A 15283-nucleotide genomic window follows, 5' to 3' on the forward strand; every position below is an offset into this window, starting at 1 on the left:
ACTTCCGGTATGATGCCGTCATTATTTAACTATGCATTAATTAATGGATTAATTATGACGGTTTATCACCTCCGCACCCGCATTAACTCTAATGTTCCCGCAAACTCATTGCTTTATGACCTGTGTATTTACCGAATGGACTCAAATAGAAATAAATATTCTCTTGTGGATGTAAAGCAACAACCGTTACAGGAGAATTATGAGACGCAGGTCCATTCGACGGAAAATATCAGTGACCCACTTTCCACCATCTACATCATGAGAGTGATGCTTTACAAGAAAACGTTGTTGCATACGAGCAGTGTCTTAGCTGAACCCTTTACTCGAATGTATACACTCAAAGAATTCGCTTCTGGGAACGCTTGGTCTTTTGTTAAACGTGAAAACCCTTGTTATTTTGTATCGACAGGTACGACGAAACGGGTTAGTGAGGGTGAGAATATTGTTCGCGTTGAAATATCCATTCCAGAACGACCTTTTATTGCCAAAGAATATCCAATTGGTAGCCCTCATGATCCTTTCGCAAAGGATAAAATAGTTCGTCAAATCAATGAAAGATTTAACCGTGTTAGTTGGCCAAAACAGAGCGGTGCCAGTGTCTGTGGGCCTGCTGCATTCTTTTATTGTCTATTGAAAGATCGCCCTGATGTGTATGCCCAGGCTGCACAGGATCTGTGGCTATTCGGAAAGACCAGGATCGGTGAGCTTGAGATAATACCAAGTGAAGGATGTTGTCATCCTACAGGCCATTTTTTCGGAGACATATCGGGTCTTGATTGGATGACCCAGGCAGGGTTGAGAGATTCAGAAAATACCGTTCTGAGCTTTGATTCTCTCGATTCTCCAGTTGCGGGTATCACCATGTGGCATACAGTGATGGAATGGTTTGAGAAAGTCGGTTATGAAAAAGTGTTTAGCAATGTGGGACCTTTTCAGGCGGGTATTCAAGGAATTCAAGATTTAAATAAATATGCAGAAAAAGGTTATAAAATTGTCACGCTAATTAATGATGGACTATTAGGACGAGGTGGTTCCCACTTAACCATTCCGAATCATTGGATTGTCTGGAATGGCCCAGTAACTCAAGAAACTGATGGTAGTATGCATTTGGATTTATTTTCATGGGGTGACGTATTTGATCAGATTAAAATTGAAACGGATATGTCTATATTTAACCATCGTTTTTTTGGAGGGATGGTGTTTAAACCATTAAAATAATATGCGGAAAGTCTTCCTTGTTTCTTCAGTTTTTTTCTTATCCGCATGCACTTTGCAAGCTAATTTCACACCAGAAAGCGATAAACTTAATGATGGTATTATTGGTGCACCTTATTATGAACAGATAAATATATCTGGTGGTTATGTTTTTGCTCTGGATTATGATGGAAATGAACGACTGGTCGGGGACATATCTCCTAAAGATGTAGGTCTATATGTTCAGCAGTGCAATGAAAAAATGCGCAACAATTGCATACAGATAAAAGGTGTGCCAACAAAGCCAGGGATAGCCAGCATCCGCGTATATGGTGGCATTGGAGGGGGAATGTATTCAAAAGCAGGAAGGTTCGATAAAACGTATACCATTTCAATCAAGGGGCATGACTGAACTCCTGCTTTCCGATAATCAAGCCAATAGCGCCAGGCTTACAAAGCCATGAATATCTTCCAATGCTTGTTCGCGTGCGAGCGGTGCACTGTCGATAATCAGTTGATCCGAATACCCGTTCAGCAACGATCCTAGCTGACGGGTAACGCGTCCGACATCGGTCTGGCGAAACACCCCGCTTTGAATACCCGCCTCGATAATGCTCGCCAGCAAAGCGTCCCATCTTTCCGTAAGCGTCAGAGCAAAATCGGCATACACCGTGTTATGTACCGCAAGACGCCACAATGAACCGTACAACTCCCACGCCGCGTCTGCGCGGTCAGGCAAATAATCATCGATGAAAATGTTCAGCCCGCGTTCTGGGGTAACGGCGCGGGTCTTTTGCGTAAAAGAGTCCAGTTCCGCATACATAAAGCGTGAAAAGGCTTCAATACACAGCGTCTGCCAGTCGGGAAAGTAGTGGTAAATATGGCTACGGGCAATGCCGACACTTTCTGTTAACTCGCGCGTGGTGACCTTTTCCACCCCTTTTTCGGTGAACAATACGATCGCCGCATCAAGAATATTCTCTTTTAGAACAGATGCTTTTTCTTTCATCACAGTACCTTCGTTGACTTTGAGCAAGTGCTCAAATAGAATATTTTCATTCTTGAGCAACCGCTCAAGGATAACAATCTAAGAAGTTAAAGTCATGTCTACTTGTCATCAAACCGCGCAGATTAAACCCTCGCTCGGTGCATTGAACACCATAAAAAAACTCGCAAAACTCCACAGTAAAAAGCTGATTATTACGCTGATGCTGGTGGTCGCTGAGAACGTCGTTTACCTGCTGTATCCCTTAATGGCGGGTTTTGCCATCAACGCTATCATCAAGGGGCAATCGCTGCATGCGTTGCTGTATGCGCTGGTGGTTTTTATTATGTGGGCGATAGGTGCTGCACGCCGCAGCATGGATACGCGCACTTTCGCCAGAATCTACGCCGGACTAGCGGTGCCGGTTATCCTGGCGCAGCGTAAAGACGATCATAGCCATTCTACCATTGCCGCGCGCGTGACGTTGTCACGTGAATTTGTGAATTTCTTTGAAACACATCTGCCCTTGTTGATTACGTCGCTGGCTTCCATCATCGGTGCGGTGATTATGCTACTGACGATTGAGTTCTGGGCAGGTGTTGCGTGCCTTGGGGTGCTGATCTTCTTCTCACTCTTTTTACCGAGTTACACGCGTAAAAACGAAATGCTGTACGAGAAACTCAATGACCGACTAGAAAAGGAAGTGGGTTTCGTGGGGACAGCCAGTGAAAACACGCTCAACAAGCACTACAACTTTTTGGCGCGGGTGCGTATTCGTCTGTCAGACCGGGAAGCGTATGGCTATCTGTCGATTGGTATTGCCGCAGCGTTCCTGTTCGCCACGACCATCTGGCTAATGACCGTGAAGGGTGTCGGGAACGCCGGGCATATTTACTCGGTCATGACATACATGTGGATGTTTGCCATGAGCCTTGATGACGGCCCATCTCTGCTGGAAAAATACTCGCAGCTTAAAGAGATAGGCAAGCGGGTGAACACCGGGCTGGTGTGATTGCTTAGGGAATTAACCCACGTCAGGCAATGCGCCAGTTGCAATCAAGGCCTGGATAACAATTACCGCAACCCCACAGGCAAAGACTAAAATGAGCAGCGGTTTGCCACCGGCGACACGGTAAACCGCTTCTGTTTGAGCCTGACGACTTTTCCATACCAACAGCGACGGGATGATCAGCGCCAGAATCGCCAGCGCCACACCCGCATAACCCAGCGCCATCACAAAACCTTGTGGATAGAACAGGGCGAAGACCAGCGGCGGTACAAAGGTCATTAGCCCTGTTTGCATGCGGCCGGACGCTTTACGGTTACGGTTGAACAAATCGCTCAGGTAATCAAACAACCCCAACGACACCCCCAGGAATGAAGTGGCCAGCGCCAGGTCGGCAAATAAGTGAACTGCCAGCTCAACATGCGGTGAGGCCACCACTTCACGAACAGCCTGCAACAAACCATTCAACCCGGAATGATTGGCTAACAGCCCACTGAATACGCCGGAATCAATCGCACCCAACGTCGCAACTTGCCAGAAAATATAAGCCACTAACGGGATTGCGCTGCCGATGATAAACACCCAACGCAACTTACGCAGATTCCCGTCAAGATAGCTGACAATGCTAGGCACGCTGCCATGGAAACCAAACGAGGTGAAAATCACCGGAATGGCAGAAAGTGCGAGGCCTTTTTCCAGCGGCAACGTCAGCAGATTGGTGTGATGGATATGCGGCATCATCAACGCCAGCATCACCACCAACATAACAATCTTGGCACTGAACAATATGCGGTTAAACATATCCACCATATGTGTGCCAATACAAACAACCCCACCGGCAACAACCGTGAACAGTAACACCCCAGTGGAGACAGAAATCGTCGTTGAGAACCATTGACTGAGGCTTGCTGACAACAACTCACCCGCACCGCTGATATACGCCGCGGTTAACGCATACATCAGGAATAACATGCTAAAACCGGTGAGCCATTGCCCCGGTTTACCGAGATAACGCCGGGCGAGTGTGCCAAGACCGGTATCGGCGGAAACGTGTTGATACACCTCCACTAATAGCAGCGCGGTGTAACACATGAGGCCCCAAAGGCCGACCAACAAAAGCAAGGTTACGCCAAAACCCACGCCCGCTGACGCCAGCGGCATCGCCAGCATTCCTGCGCCAATTGTGGTTCCTGCGACGATAAAGATACTGCCAAGAGTGCGATTCTTCACGCTTCCCTCTGAATTTACGCTTGTTATAACGACATTGTGCCGCGCAGGGTAAGGGATTGCGGAGAGTCCGTCAAATCAGGATTACAAAGCATGTAATGATATCTTTACGATTAAATGCATTATTTAACTTAGCAACCCTGGCCTGACCGGGCTTTCACTTCGGTTCAATCATTTTTATTTCTACACCCTGAAAAATGCTTGTCTTCGCGAATCAGCCCCTTTAACATTTTCTATCCCCCCGGGGGGGATGGAAAGATCAATAGCTACATCGCCCGGAAAGAGGAGCCAAAAATGTCAGTTCACACTTCACACCCCGATATCATTAAAAGGCTTAAACGTGCCGCAGGGCATTTGAAAAGCACCATCCAGATGATCGAAGACGAAAAATCTTGTCTGGATATCGCCCAACAACTGTACGCGGTAGAAAAGGCCATAACGAATGCCAAGCGTACGCTTATCCATGATCACCTTGACCATTGTCTGGAACACGTCCTGGAAGACAATCAGCACGCTTCTGATGCGGTGCTCAACGAATTTAAAGAAATAACCAAGTACCTCTGAGGTAAGAGAAATGACTGATTTTTCCGCGTTGTTACAACAAGGTATGGCAAACGCATGGCTTTTTGTTCCCAGCGCCATTTTGCTGGGAGCGCTTCACGGTCTGGAGCCGGGACATTCCAAAACCATGATGGCGGCTTTTATTGTTGCTATCCGGGGAACTGTCAAACAGGCTGTCATGCTGGGCCTTGCCGCCACGATTTCCCATACAGCCATCGTCTGGATGATTGCGCTGGGCGGAATGTTCATCAGCCGGAAATTTACCGCTGAATCAGCAGAACCTTGGTTTCAGCTCATTTCTGCCTTCATCATTCTGGGTACAGCGGCATGGATGTTCTGGCGTACCTGGCGTGGTGAGCGGCTGTGGAAGCTGGAGCAGGAAGAAGTGCATGGGCATCATCATGACGAAACGCGGATTATTGATACCGGCCACGGAAAAGTTGAGCTCTCCATTTTTGAGGAAGGGCAATTGCCGCACTGGCGTTTGCGTAACCTGAGCGGTCAGAACTGGCACGCACGGGATGTCTCACTGGTGACAAACAGAGGCAAAGGAACTTTCTCTCAGGTCTTCGATTTTGTAGAGAAAGACGGCTTCATGGAGTCCACACAGGCTATACCTGAACCGCATAACTTTGAGGCTCGTCTGACGTTAGGCCATCGCGGTCATTCTCATGACTATGAGGTGACATTTCATGAGCATGAACACGATCATGACCATTCGGCACTCGAAGGACTGGACGCATCCTCGAAGGAGTACCAGGATGCGCATGAAAAAGCGCATGCTACCGATATAAAAAAACGCTTCGCCAACCGGAATGTGACCACCGGTCAGATAATCCTGTTTGGCTTGACCGGTGGACTGATCCCGTGCCCGGCGGCCATCACGGTGCTCCTGCTTTGCATTCAGGTGAAAGAATTTTCGCTCGGAGCAGCACTGGTTTTATGTTTCAGTATTGGCCTGGCCATCACCCTGGTGACTGTTGGTGCTGCTGCGGCATACAGTGTGCGACAGGCAACAAAGCGCTGGAGTGGATTTGATACGCTAGCGCGCCGGGCACCTTATTTCTCCAGCGTTCTGATTGCCCTGGTAGGGATCTACATGGGTTATCACGGATGGACCGGGGTTATGCAATAGCCTTTACGCATTTGCCCCGGTAATTGCCGGGGCGTTGCACTACGTTCTCAGGAACAGATGCAAAACCAGCCCGATGACAGCACATCCTGCAATAACGTTAGTGACTTTAACTTTAAACCGGAACAGAGCAATCGCCGCCGCCAACGCAATAGCCGCCGCTAACCAGTCTGGTTTTTCTTCAAACCCTGCAGGCCACAGCACGTGGTAGCCAAAAAACAGCGCCAGATTGAGGATCACACCCACCACCGCCGCCGTAATGGCCGTGAGAGGCGCGGTGAACTTCAGATCGTTGTGAGTCGTCTCGATAAAAGGGCCACCGGCCAGAATAAACAGAAACGAAGGCAGAAACGTAAACCAGGTGACCAGCACCGCCGCGACCGCGCCTGCAAGGAAAAGATGATCAGGGCCGTATGCCATGTTCACATATCCCCCAACAAACCCCACGAACGCAACCACCATGATTAGCGGTCCCGGTGTGGTTTCGCCCAGCGCAAGACCATCAATCATCTGTGTGGGTGTCAGCCACTGATAATGGACCACCGCGCCCTGGTAAATATAGGGCAACACCGCATAAGCTCCGCCGAATGTAAGCAACGCTGCTTTGGTAAAAAACCAGCTCATCTGGGTGAATGGATGCGCCCATCCCAGACTCAGATACAGTATTGCCATTGGTGCCGCCCACAAGAATCCACCGGCAATAACGATCCAGGCCAGGCGTGACCATTTGAAAACCGTGTGCGCCGCCGTTGGGGTATCGTCATCGATGATGGCGGCACCGTACGATCTACGGCTGGCATCATGGGAATTGCCCTTTCCAAAGTGCCCGGGAAAAAGGCGACCACCGATATAACCCATAATCGCCGCAGAAAGGATGATGACAGGGAAAGGAACATTCAAAGCAAAAATGGCAACAAATGCGGCAGCAGCAATCGCCCATTGGGTGTTGTTACTCAGCGCACGGGAACCAATACGATGCGCAGCCTGCACGACGATGGCCGTAATGGCTGGCTTGATGCCATAGAATAGACCAGCGACAACAGGCAAATCACCGTATGCAACGTAGATCCATGACAGCGCGATAAGTACCAGCAGCGAAGGCAGAACAAACAATGCTCCCGCAACCACGCCGCCCCAGGTGCGGTGCATCAGCCAGCCGATATAAGTCGCCAGTTGCTGCGCTTCAGGGCCAGGCAGCACCATGCAGTAATTAAGGGCATGCAAAAATCTCTGCTCGGAAATCCAGCGCCGGTTCTCTACAAGTTCCTGATGCATAATTGATATTTGCCCTGCAGGGCCGCCAAAACTGATGAATCCCAACTTCAGCCAAAACAAAAAGGCTTCCCGGAAACTGACAGGCTGAGGGGGGATCTCTTTATCATCGGTGCCCGGAGATAAACTCTTATTCATGATTGCATGAACCCATTTTGTCGTTAACCATCAAACCCTACAGCGTCGCCGGGAATAAAGGAATCTTCACTACGCTTAGTGCTGAGATATGCTCAGAGGAGGCCGAAATGATTAAGAATCTGTTTACACATTTTCCCGATGCGGCAGTGCGCCAGCAGGCGGAAACATTCGAAGCGCTGTTAACTGCTCCCAATATAAAAATTGAACGAATCATCTCTACGGGGCAATCCACGCCACCTGACACCTGGTACTGTCAGGATGAGTGTGAGTGGGTCATTGTGTTGCAAGGTTCAGCGGGGTTGCGCTTTGAGCAAGAAACCCTGACGCGAATTCTTCATCCTGGGGATTTCGTCAATATTCCTGCGAAGTGCCGTCACCGGGTGGAATGGACAGATGCGAAGGGGCCCACGATCTGGCTTGCGGTGCATTATTGATAAAAAAAGGGTGGATATCGCTTGCGCTAATCCACCCTGGGGTCATCTACAGAGCGTTACTTCTGCTCTTTTTTCCCAGCCAGATTCAGCGTGGGCGTTTCATCAAAGAAGTTCCACGGTTTCAGCAGCGTGTGGACCCATTCCGTTGGCATGATTGGCCACTCTTCGGCGCGAGCGACGTGCGTCGTACCGGTGGTCATCCACACCACGTCATCCTGGTTATCCAGTGACTGATTATCTTTCGTGTACTGACCCAGTCCGGTGTCGTGGGCTGAACGGTTCGGGTATTTGCCTTCAGGATAACGTTCTTCCGGGTTGTAACGCGTCACCCACAGTTGTTTATCCATAAAGCTCAGGCGGTGATAAATCCACTCGTCTGGCGCGAACTTCGCACCGGTTGCCACTGGATGTGTGCCACCGGCATACGGGATTATCTGGTAAGAAACCGGATTGCCCATTTTGTTCTCTTTACTGGTGTTGCTCAGTAAACGAATTGTGCCTGGGTCAAACTTCTGTGCCGCATCCTGCTCGGTCGTAATGTCATGCTGATTGATTTGCATGGTACTGGTGCGCGGGCCGCCAGCGGTGTTCGGTTTCACTTCCGGATCCAGTGCGACCAGTTTGTTGTTCTCGCCATCAACATCCATATCCAGGCGGAAGTTGTAGATGTGTTGGTGCGTGGTGCCCACGATATTGTGGTCGATAAGCGTGCCGTATTTCGCATCGTCTTTGGCGGTTTCATCGTGCATGGTTTTGGCTTTAACGCCTTTCACCGCTTCAATGCCGGTTGCGCCCGCGTCGATACCGATGGTGCCATTCTGATGGAATACCCAGTCAAAGATATAATCGTAGTTGCCTACGGTACTGATCCAACGCACCACCAGTTCGCGACGTTCGGTACTGATATTGGGCTGGCCCATTTCCTGATGCTTATACTCAGGCCCGGCGTAGCGTTCAAAAATCGCCACAGCGCGTGGGATAGTGGTCGGCTTGCCGGTGTAATCAGCAATCGTTTCATCCAGCAATACCGCGTTGCCTGGTGCATCTTTGCCACGAGCCAGCGGGGAGGTCAGCGTACCCATGCCGTAATCACCCGCATCCAGATACGCTTTGAAGTACCAGCCAACGTCCGGGTCACCGTAAGGGACGATCATGCCACCGAGCGACCCTTCGTACATCACTTTGCGTTTGTTGCCGTTATCGTTAAAGGTCACGGTCGACAGAATTGGCCCAACGCGTGAGTTCAGGCGCAGGTGGAAATCCCAGTTCTGCCAGTGAATGGTATCGCCAGTGATGGTGTAGTTTTTACCTTCTGGCTCAATGATTTCCAGCGGTTTAATCGACGGCGCAGTGCGGTCGCGGCCATCAAACGGACGCGGATTCATCGGCACCGGGATCACCTGGCCTTCTTCAATCTTGATGATTTTCTTCTGCTCAAGATCGACCACGGCAACCAGGTTTTCAATCGGGTGCGCCCAGTAGTTGCCATCGCCCGTGTCCAGATAGCTCACGACTTTAAGCAGGCGCTGGTTCTGTTCCAGACCATCTTTGCCATCAAAGAAACCCACCGTCAGCGGGGTGGTAATCACTTTGGTTGGGTCGGTGATGCCATGTTTCTTCAACGCATCAGCGTACTCTTTACTGCCGTTGATAATGGTCTGCACGCTGATGAAATCGTCAATCAGAACCATACCGTGCGCGCCTTCAATCGGTGTCCACGACACGACTTTCCCGGCGTCTAAATCCACCACACCTTCAACGATATGGATCCCGTCGAGCATAATCACATCCGCCTGACGAGGTGCCGTCACCGCCGTGCCGCTCATGACAAACTGCCAGACCTGATCTTTTGGCGGCTCATGCAGCGATATTTCGGTGAATCGTGTCCCACTTTTAAAATCAGGTGCGGCTTGTACAATCGACACCGCTTTTGATATTTCATCGGCAGTCAATGAATTAAGCGGATGTGGTTTTTTCTCGACGGCGAAAGTTTGATCCAGACCAGACTGGAAGACCTCGTTAATAAAGGTATCCGAAATATACGCTTTCTTATTTTTAAAGATAATCGGCACTTGTAGCTGCAATGTTTTGCCATTCACCATCGCCGATTTAGTATTGGGTTTAACCTTCACAAACGCGCCGTCTTTAACGATGGTGTACATCTGTGCATAGTCATCCCACTGAATATCCGCACCAAACTCCGTCAGCGTTTTTTCCATCGGCACCATATGTGCCTCGCCGCCGTGGGCAATAGCGCCTGAAGAGGTCAGGAGTGCGATTGCTAAAGCCAGGACTTTCTTTCCGGTTGTTAAATTCATGAAATTCTCACTCTTGGCTGATGTATTTTATTGTTGTGTGTTTATAAAAGGGTATGAATTCAACATAACAACTTCTGCGACAAGATATATTGTGCTGCTTGCCAACTTCTTTGTTGGCTTTGCCAAATTAGTTAAAACTCCCTCTCCTTTGGGAGAGGGTTGGGGTGAGGGGAATATTAAGCGTCAAAAATCCCCATGCTTACGTGCAACCAGCGTCAAAATGGAATACAACGCGACAGACTGGTTTTCCTGGTTCAGCACGTCCACCGCCCATTCCACGACGCCAACCGGTTTATCTTCCGCCGTTTTCTGCGATTTGGCCGTTTTGCGCTTACAGGTCAGACGGACTTGCAGGGTATCGCCGATTTTTACCGGTTCGATAAAGCGCAGGTTCTCCATTCCGTAATTGGCAATAACAGGCCCAACGCCCGGGTCAACAAACAGGCCCGCTGCGGCAGAAACCACAAAGTAACCATGAGCCACACGCTCGCCAAAGAAGGATTCTGCGGCACCAATTTTGTCGACGTGGGCATAGAAATGGTCACCGCTGAGGTTGGCAAAATTGACAATATCGGCTTCTGTGATGGTGCGACGCGCCGTCAGCAAACTTTCGCCAACCTGCAAATCTTCAAAGTGTTTACGGAACGGATGGACGGCATCTTCTTTAACCGCCGCACCATAGCTCCATTGCTTGCTTACCGCCGCCAGCATGGAAGGGCTGCCCTGAATCGCCGTACGCTGCAGGTAATGTTTCACCGCGCGCAGGCCGCCGAGTTCTTCACCGCCACCCGCGCGTCCTGGGCCTCCGTGTACCAACATCGGCAGTGGCGAACCGTGACCGGTCGATTCCACAGAAGATTCCTGATTGAGCACCTGAATACGTCCATGCGCACGGGCGGCACCCAGAATAAACTGGCGTGCAATATCGCCATTCGCCGTGACTAACGTTCCCGCAAGACTGCCCTGGCCTGCTCGCGCCAGGGTCATCGCGTGTTCTGCATTTTGGTAAGGCATGACAGTGGCAACGGGCCCGAAAGCCTCCAACTCATGAACCGCAGGTGTTTCATCCGGCTGAAGACACAGCAACAGCGTCGGTGGGAAAAATGCCCCCGCACGTGAAGTATCTGCTTCACCGCCGACCACCACTTTGCAACCGGCGGCAACCAACTGCTGTACTTTGCTTTGCACATCATCACGTTGCTCAAGGCTGACCAACGCCCCCATCTTCACGCCTTCTTGAGCAGGATCGCCAGGCTGGATTTTGGCCAGTTTTGCCTGCAAAGCTTGCGTCACGTTTTCCAGTTGCGCCTGTGGAACGATGATGCGGCGAATCGCAGTACATTTTTGCCCGGCTTTTGCCGTCATTTCGCGTACCACTTCACGGATAAACAGCGCAAATTCCGGCTGCTCTGGCGTGATATCTTCCCCCAGCACACAACAGTTCAGCGAGTCCGCTTCCATGGTGAAGGGCACAGAACGTGCGACAACATTAGGGTGACAACGTAACTTCTGGCCGGTACTTGCAGAACCGGTAAACGTCACCACATCCTGCTCGTCGAGCAAATCAAACAGGTTAGCAACACCGCCGCAAATCAGGCTGATAGCACCCTCTGGCACCAGCCCAGAATCAACAATCGACTTCACCATTGCCTGAGTCAACTGGGCGCTGGCGGTGCCGGGCTTAATGATGGCAGGCATACCTGCAAGCCACGTTGGGGCCAGTTTTTCCAGCATTCCCCAGCAAGGGAAGTTAAACGCGTTGATGTGCAACGCAACACCGGATTTAGACGTCAGAACATGGCGCGCGGCAAATCCCCCTTGTTTAGACAGCGGGATCATTTCGTCTTCAGGCCATAACACATCATCCGGTAACTCACGGTTTCCCATGCCCGCGTAGGCGAAAAGGGTGCCGATACCGCCCTCGATATCCACCCAGCTATCCGCGCGCGTTGCACCGGTTTGATATGAAATTGCGTAAAACGACTCTTTATTTGCCAGCAGATGTTTTGCGACTGCTTTGAGCATCGCGGCGCGTTGCACAAAGGTCATTGAGCGTAATGCGGTGCCGCCGTTGTCGATGGCGTAGCGGCGTGCCTGCGACATATCCAGCCCTTCGCTGGTCACCTGATACAACACTTCGCCGCTAATTGCATGATTTATCGTGCGTTCTTTGCCGTGACCCATCACCCACTGACCAGACAGATAACTTGTTAACTGTTGCATCTCTCACTCCGCTAAGCATTACGTTTAATTGTCTCAATGTTTGATTTGTGAATCATAAAAATCAAGATGTAATTTAATAATATATTAACAATGTGATTACGCATGCTTTTCGATATTTCGTTATCTTGATGAATAAAAAGGATTATTGAAAATTTATCGTGATAATGCTCACAAAGTGTATGTGTTAATTTTGGTGTTTTGGTTAACTTATCTGTAACTTTTAATCATCAAGTGATTCGCATAAACGCAATTATCGAATCTAATTTGAATCATAAAAGGTGATGACGTGACTGAACAACACCGCTTTGATGAGCGAATCGCACAGGAAATTGCTATCGAACCGCAGGATTGGATGCCTGATGAATACCGCAAAACGCTGATCCGCCAGATAGGGCAACACGCCCATTCCGAGATAGTCGGCATGCTGCCGGAAGGTAACTGGTTGACTCGCGCTCCAAGCCTGAAGCGCAAAGCCATTCTGTTAGCGAAGGTGCAAGACGAAGCCGGACACGGGCTTTATCTGTATAGCGCGGCGGAGACGCTGGGATGCGCCCGGGAAGATATCTACCAGAAGATGCTCGACGGCAAGATGAAATACTCCTCCATTTTCAATTATCCCACGCTGAACTGGGCCGACATTGGCGTGATCGGCTGGCTGGTTGATGGCGCGGCGATCGTTAATCAGGTCGCGCTGTGCCGCACCTCCTACGGTCCGTATGCCCGTGCGATGGTGAAAATTTGCAAAGAAGAGAGCTTCCATCAGCGCCAGGGTTTTGAAGCCTGCATGGTGCTGGCGAACGGTAGCGAAGAACAGAAGCAAATGTTGCAGGACGCGATCAATCGTTTCTGGTGGCCTGCACTGATGATGTTTGGTCCGAACGATGACAACTCGCCAAACAGTGCCCAGAGCCTGGCCTGGAAAATCAAACGTTTTGGCAATGACGAACTACGTCAGCGCTTTGTGGACAACACCGTGCCGCAAGTCGAGATGCTTGGCATGACGGTGCCGGACGAAGGTCTGCACTGGAACGAAGCCACCGGGCATTACGAATTCAGTGAAATTGACTGGCACGAATTTAATGAAGTGATTGCAGGACGCGGGCTGTGCAACGAAGAGCGGCTAGCCGCCAAACGCAAAGCCTGGGAAGAGGGGACGTGGGTACGAGAAGCCGCCCTTGCTTACGCCGAAAAACAACACGCCCGCACTGTCGCCTGAAGGAGAATTTTATGAGCAATGTTCACTGGCCGTTATATGAAGTGTTTATCCGTAGCAAACAGGGTTTATCGCATCGTCACGTCGGCAGCCTGCACGCCGCTGATGAACAAATGGCACTGGAAAACGCCCGCGATGCCTACACCCGCCGATCCGAAGGCTGTTCCATCTGGGTGGTAAAAGCGAGTGAAATCGTCGCTTCACAGCCTGAAGAACGTGGTGCGTTTTTTGATCCGGCAGAAAGCAAAATTTATCGCCACCCCACGTTTTACACCATCCCTGATGGCATCGAGCACATGTGAGGCGCGAAATGACTTATTCCCCATTAACCACCTACACCTTGCGCATCGGCGATACCTGTCTGGTGCTGGCCCAACGCTTATCGGGCTGGTGCGGACACGCGCCGGAGTTAGAGATTGACCTGGCGTTAGCCAACATCGGTCTGGACTTACTCGGCCAGGCGCGCAATTTCCTGACCTATGCCGCTGAACTTCAGGGCGAAGAGCTGGATGAAGACAAACTGGCATTCGGTCGCGACGAACGTCAGTACTGCAATGTGTTGCTGGCCGAACAGCCGAACGGCGACTTTGCCGACACCTTGATGCGCCAGTATCTGCTGGATGCCTGGCATGTGGCGCTGTTTGAACGTCTGTCACACAGCCAGGATACCCAGCTCGCCGCGATTGCCGCGAAAGCGATTAAAGAAGTGCGTTACCACCTGCGTTTCAGCCGCGGCTGGTTGGTGCGCTTAGGCAACGGCACGGAATTGTCTCAGCAAAAAATGCAGCACTCACTGAACAAACTGTGGCGCTTTAGCGGCGAAATGTTTGTCGCCGACGAGCTGGAAATTAGCCTTGCGCAGCAAGGAATTGCCGTCGACCCACGCACGCTGCGCGCCAGTTGGGAAGCGGAAGTCTACGGCGCTCTGCTGGAGGCCACACTCGTCAAGCCACAGGAAGCGCAATATCGCACGGGCGGAAAGCAGGGGCTGCACACCGAGCATCTCGGCCCGTTACTGGCGGAAATGCAGTATCTGCAACGCGCTTACCCTAATCAGCAGTGGTAGTGAGGTAAAGATGCAAACTCTCGATGTGGTTGAACCGGCACAAGTTCGCGAGGTATGGCGCATTCTCGGGCAAATCAGCGACCCGGAAATCCCGGTGCTGACCATCACCGACCTTGGCATGGTGCGCAGCGTTCACCATCGTGATGACGGCTGGCACATTGGTTTTACGCCGACCTATTCCGGCTGCCCGGCTACTGAGTTTCTGCTAAAGGCGATTCGTGAAGCGATGGAACAGGCCGACCATCGTCCGGTGCATATCGAGCAGATGCTGCACCCGGCGTGGACCACAGACTGGATGACGCCTGCGGCCAAAACACGTTTGCGTGAATACGGCATCAGCCCGCCACAAGGGCACGCTTGCCACGCCACATCTGCGGCCGTGGACGTCTCTTGCCCGCGCTGCAGCAGTTTGCACACCTCGCTGATTAGCGAATTCGGTTCCACGGCCTGCAAAGCGTTGTATCGCTGCGATAGCTGCCGCGAACCCTTTGATTACTTTAAATGTATTTGAGGT

At 50.9% G+C, this 15283-nt stretch carries 15 protein-coding genes; 10 read left to right on the top strand and 5 right to left on the bottom strand.

Going from position 1 to position 15283, the window contains the following annotated elements:
* Positions 1-54: 54 nt before the first annotated feature.
* Complete coding sequence (locus tag OH773_RS10535) at positions 55-1218, top strand: hypothetical protein (protein WP_270145503.1); 1164 nt, start codon at positions 55-57, stop codon at positions 1216-1218.
* 52 nt (positions 1219-1270) lie between these two features.
* Positions 1271-1606, top strand: coding sequence for a hypothetical protein (locus tag OH773_RS10540; protein ID WP_270145504.1), 336 nt, complete (start codon positions 1271-1273; stop codon positions 1604-1606).
* 18 nt (positions 1607-1624) lie between these two features.
* Here the strand turns inward: OH773_RS10540 and OH773_RS10545 are convergent, their stop codons facing one another.
* Positions 1625-2203, bottom strand: coding sequence for a TetR/AcrR family transcriptional regulator (locus OH773_RS10545; RefSeq protein WP_270145505.1), 579 nt, complete (start codon positions 2201-2203; stop codon positions 1625-1627).
* Positions 2204-2297: 94 nt separating this feature from the next.
* On the opposite strand from OH773_RS10545, the gene OH773_RS10550 reads away from it, so the two are divergent.
* Positions 2298-3191 carry an ABC transporter six-transmembrane domain-containing protein gene (locus OH773_RS10550; protein ID WP_183269274.1) on the top strand — a complete coding sequence of 298 codons (894 nt, stop codon included), beginning with the start codon at positions 2298-2300 and terminating at the stop codon, positions 3189-3191.
* A gap of 12 nt (positions 3192-3203) precedes the next feature.
* Here the strand turns inward: OH773_RS10550 and tyrP are convergent, their stop codons facing one another.
* Positions 3204-4415, bottom strand: coding sequence for a tyrosine transporter TyrP (gene tyrP / locus OH773_RS10555; protein ID WP_270145507.1), 1212 nt, complete (start codon positions 4413-4415; stop codon positions 3204-3206).
* 291 nt (positions 4416-4706) lie between these two features.
* On the opposite strand from tyrP, the gene OH773_RS10560 reads away from it, so the two are divergent.
* Entirely contained in the window at positions 4707-4976 is a 270-nt protein-coding gene (locus tag OH773_RS10560; protein ID WP_270145508.1) for a metal-sensing transcriptional repressor, read from the top strand.
* A gap of 10 nt (positions 4977-4986) precedes the next feature.
* Positions 4987-6108, top strand: a complete 1122-nt coding sequence (locus tag OH773_RS10565) for a nickel/cobalt efflux protein RcnA (protein ID WP_270145509.1) — start codon at positions 4987-4989, stop codon at positions 6106-6108.
* 39 nt (positions 6109-6147) lie between these two features.
* Here OH773_RS10565 and chrA read toward each other — a convergent pair whose 3' ends face one another.
* The gene (chrA, locus tag OH773_RS10570; RefSeq protein WP_270145510.1) at positions 6148-7515 is read right to left on the bottom strand and encodes a chromate efflux transporter; all 1368 of its coding nucleotides are present in this window, start codon (positions 7513-7515) and stop codon (positions 6148-6150) included.
* A gap of 107 nt (positions 7516-7622) precedes the next feature.
* On the opposite strand from chrA, the gene OH773_RS10575 reads away from it, so the two are divergent.
* Complete coding sequence (locus OH773_RS10575) at positions 7623-7949, top strand: cupin domain-containing protein (protein WP_270145511.1); 327 nt, start codon at positions 7623-7625, stop codon at positions 7947-7949.
* 56 nt (positions 7950-8005) lie between these two features.
* Here OH773_RS10575 and tynA read toward each other — a convergent pair whose 3' ends face one another.
* Both tynA and paaZ read right to left on the bottom strand, forming a co-directional pair.
* Positions 8006-10267, bottom strand: coding sequence for a primary-amine oxidase (gene tynA, locus OH773_RS10580; protein ID WP_270145512.1), 2262 nt, complete (start codon positions 10265-10267; stop codon positions 8006-8008).
* Positions 10268-10450: 183 nt separating this feature from the next.
* The gene (gene paaZ, locus OH773_RS10585; protein WP_270145514.1) at positions 10451-12490 is read right to left on the bottom strand and encodes a phenylacetic acid degradation bifunctional protein PaaZ; all 2040 of its coding nucleotides are present in this window, start codon (positions 12488-12490) and stop codon (positions 10451-10453) included.
* Positions 12491-12776: 286 nt separating this feature from the next.
* Between paaZ and paaA the strand changes: the two genes are divergently transcribed.
* Genes paaA through paaD form a run of 4 tightly spaced genes read left to right on the top strand, consistent with a single transcriptional unit; the run spans position 12777 to position 15280 of the window.
* Positions 12777-13706, top strand: a complete 930-nt coding sequence (gene paaA / locus OH773_RS10590; RefSeq protein ID WP_270145516.1) for a 1,2-phenylacetyl-CoA epoxidase subunit PaaA — start codon at positions 12777-12779, stop codon at positions 13704-13706.
* Between the two features lie 11 nt (positions 13707-13717).
* Positions 13718-14005 carry a 1,2-phenylacetyl-CoA epoxidase subunit PaaB gene (paaB, locus tag OH773_RS10595; RefSeq protein ID WP_183269268.1) on the top strand — a complete coding sequence of 96 codons (288 nt, stop codon included), beginning with the start codon at positions 13718-13720 and terminating at the stop codon, positions 14003-14005.
* Between the two features lie 8 nt (positions 14006-14013).
* On the top strand, positions 14014-14769 hold the full coding sequence (gene paaC, locus OH773_RS10600) for a 1,2-phenylacetyl-CoA epoxidase subunit PaaC (RefSeq protein WP_270145519.1): 756 nt from the start codon (positions 14014-14016) through the stop codon (positions 14767-14769).
* Positions 14770-14779: 10 nt separating this feature from the next.
* Positions 14780-15280, top strand: a complete 501-nt coding sequence (paaD, locus tag OH773_RS10605; RefSeq protein ID WP_270145521.1) for a 1,2-phenylacetyl-CoA epoxidase subunit PaaD — start codon at positions 14780-14782, stop codon at positions 15278-15280.
* Positions 15281-15283 lie beyond the last annotated feature (3 nt).

Origin of the sequence: Buttiauxella sp. WJP83, assembly GCF_027594725.1 — a bacterium.
GTDB classification, from domain to species: Bacteria; Pseudomonadota; Gammaproteobacteria; order Enterobacterales; family Enterobacteriaceae; genus Buttiauxella; species Buttiauxella selenatireducens.

Bases quoted from the DNA above. Each gene is read 5' to 3' on its own strand.
- OH773_RS10535 (WP_270145503.1), top strand. From the start codon at position 55: ATGACGGTTTATCACCTCCGCACCCGCATTAACTCTAATGTTCCCGCA.
- OH773_RS10545 (WP_270145505.1), bottom strand. From the start codon at position 2,203: ATGAAAGAAAAAGCATCTGTTCTAAAAGAGAATATTCTTGATGCGGCG.
- OH773_RS10550 (WP_183269274.1), top strand. From the start codon at position 2,298: ATGTCTACTTGTCATCAAACCGCGCAGATTAAACCCTCGCTCGGTGCA.
- OH773_RS10560 (WP_270145508.1), top strand. From the start codon at position 4,707: ATGTCAGTTCACACTTCACACCCCGATATCATTAAAAGGCTTAAACGT.
- OH773_RS10565 (WP_270145509.1), top strand. From the start codon at position 4,987: ATGACTGATTTTTCCGCGTTGTTACAACAAGGTATGGCAAACGCATGG.
- chrA (WP_270145510.1), bottom strand. From the start codon at position 7,515: ATGAATAAGAGTTTATCTCCGGGCACCGATGATAAAGAGATCCCCCCT.
- OH773_RS10575 (WP_270145511.1), top strand. From the start codon at position 7,623: ATGATTAAGAATCTGTTTACACATTTTCCCGATGCGGCAGTGCGCCAG.
- tynA (WP_270145512.1), bottom strand. From the start codon at position 10,267: ATGAATTTAACAACCGGAAAGAAAGTCCTGGCTTTAGCAATCGCACTC.
- paaZ (WP_270145514.1), bottom strand. From the start codon at position 12,490: ATGCAACAGTTAACAAGTTATCTGTCTGGTCAGTGGGTGATGGGTCAC.
- paaB (WP_183269268.1), top strand. From the start codon at position 13,718: ATGAGCAATGTTCACTGGCCGTTATATGAAGTGTTTATCCGTAGCAAA.
- paaC (WP_270145519.1), top strand. From the start codon at position 14,014: ATGACTTATTCCCCATTAACCACCTACACCTTGCGCATCGGCGATACC.
- paaD (WP_270145521.1), top strand. From the start codon at position 14,780: ATGCAAACTCTCGATGTGGTTGAACCGGCACAAGTTCGCGAGGTATGG.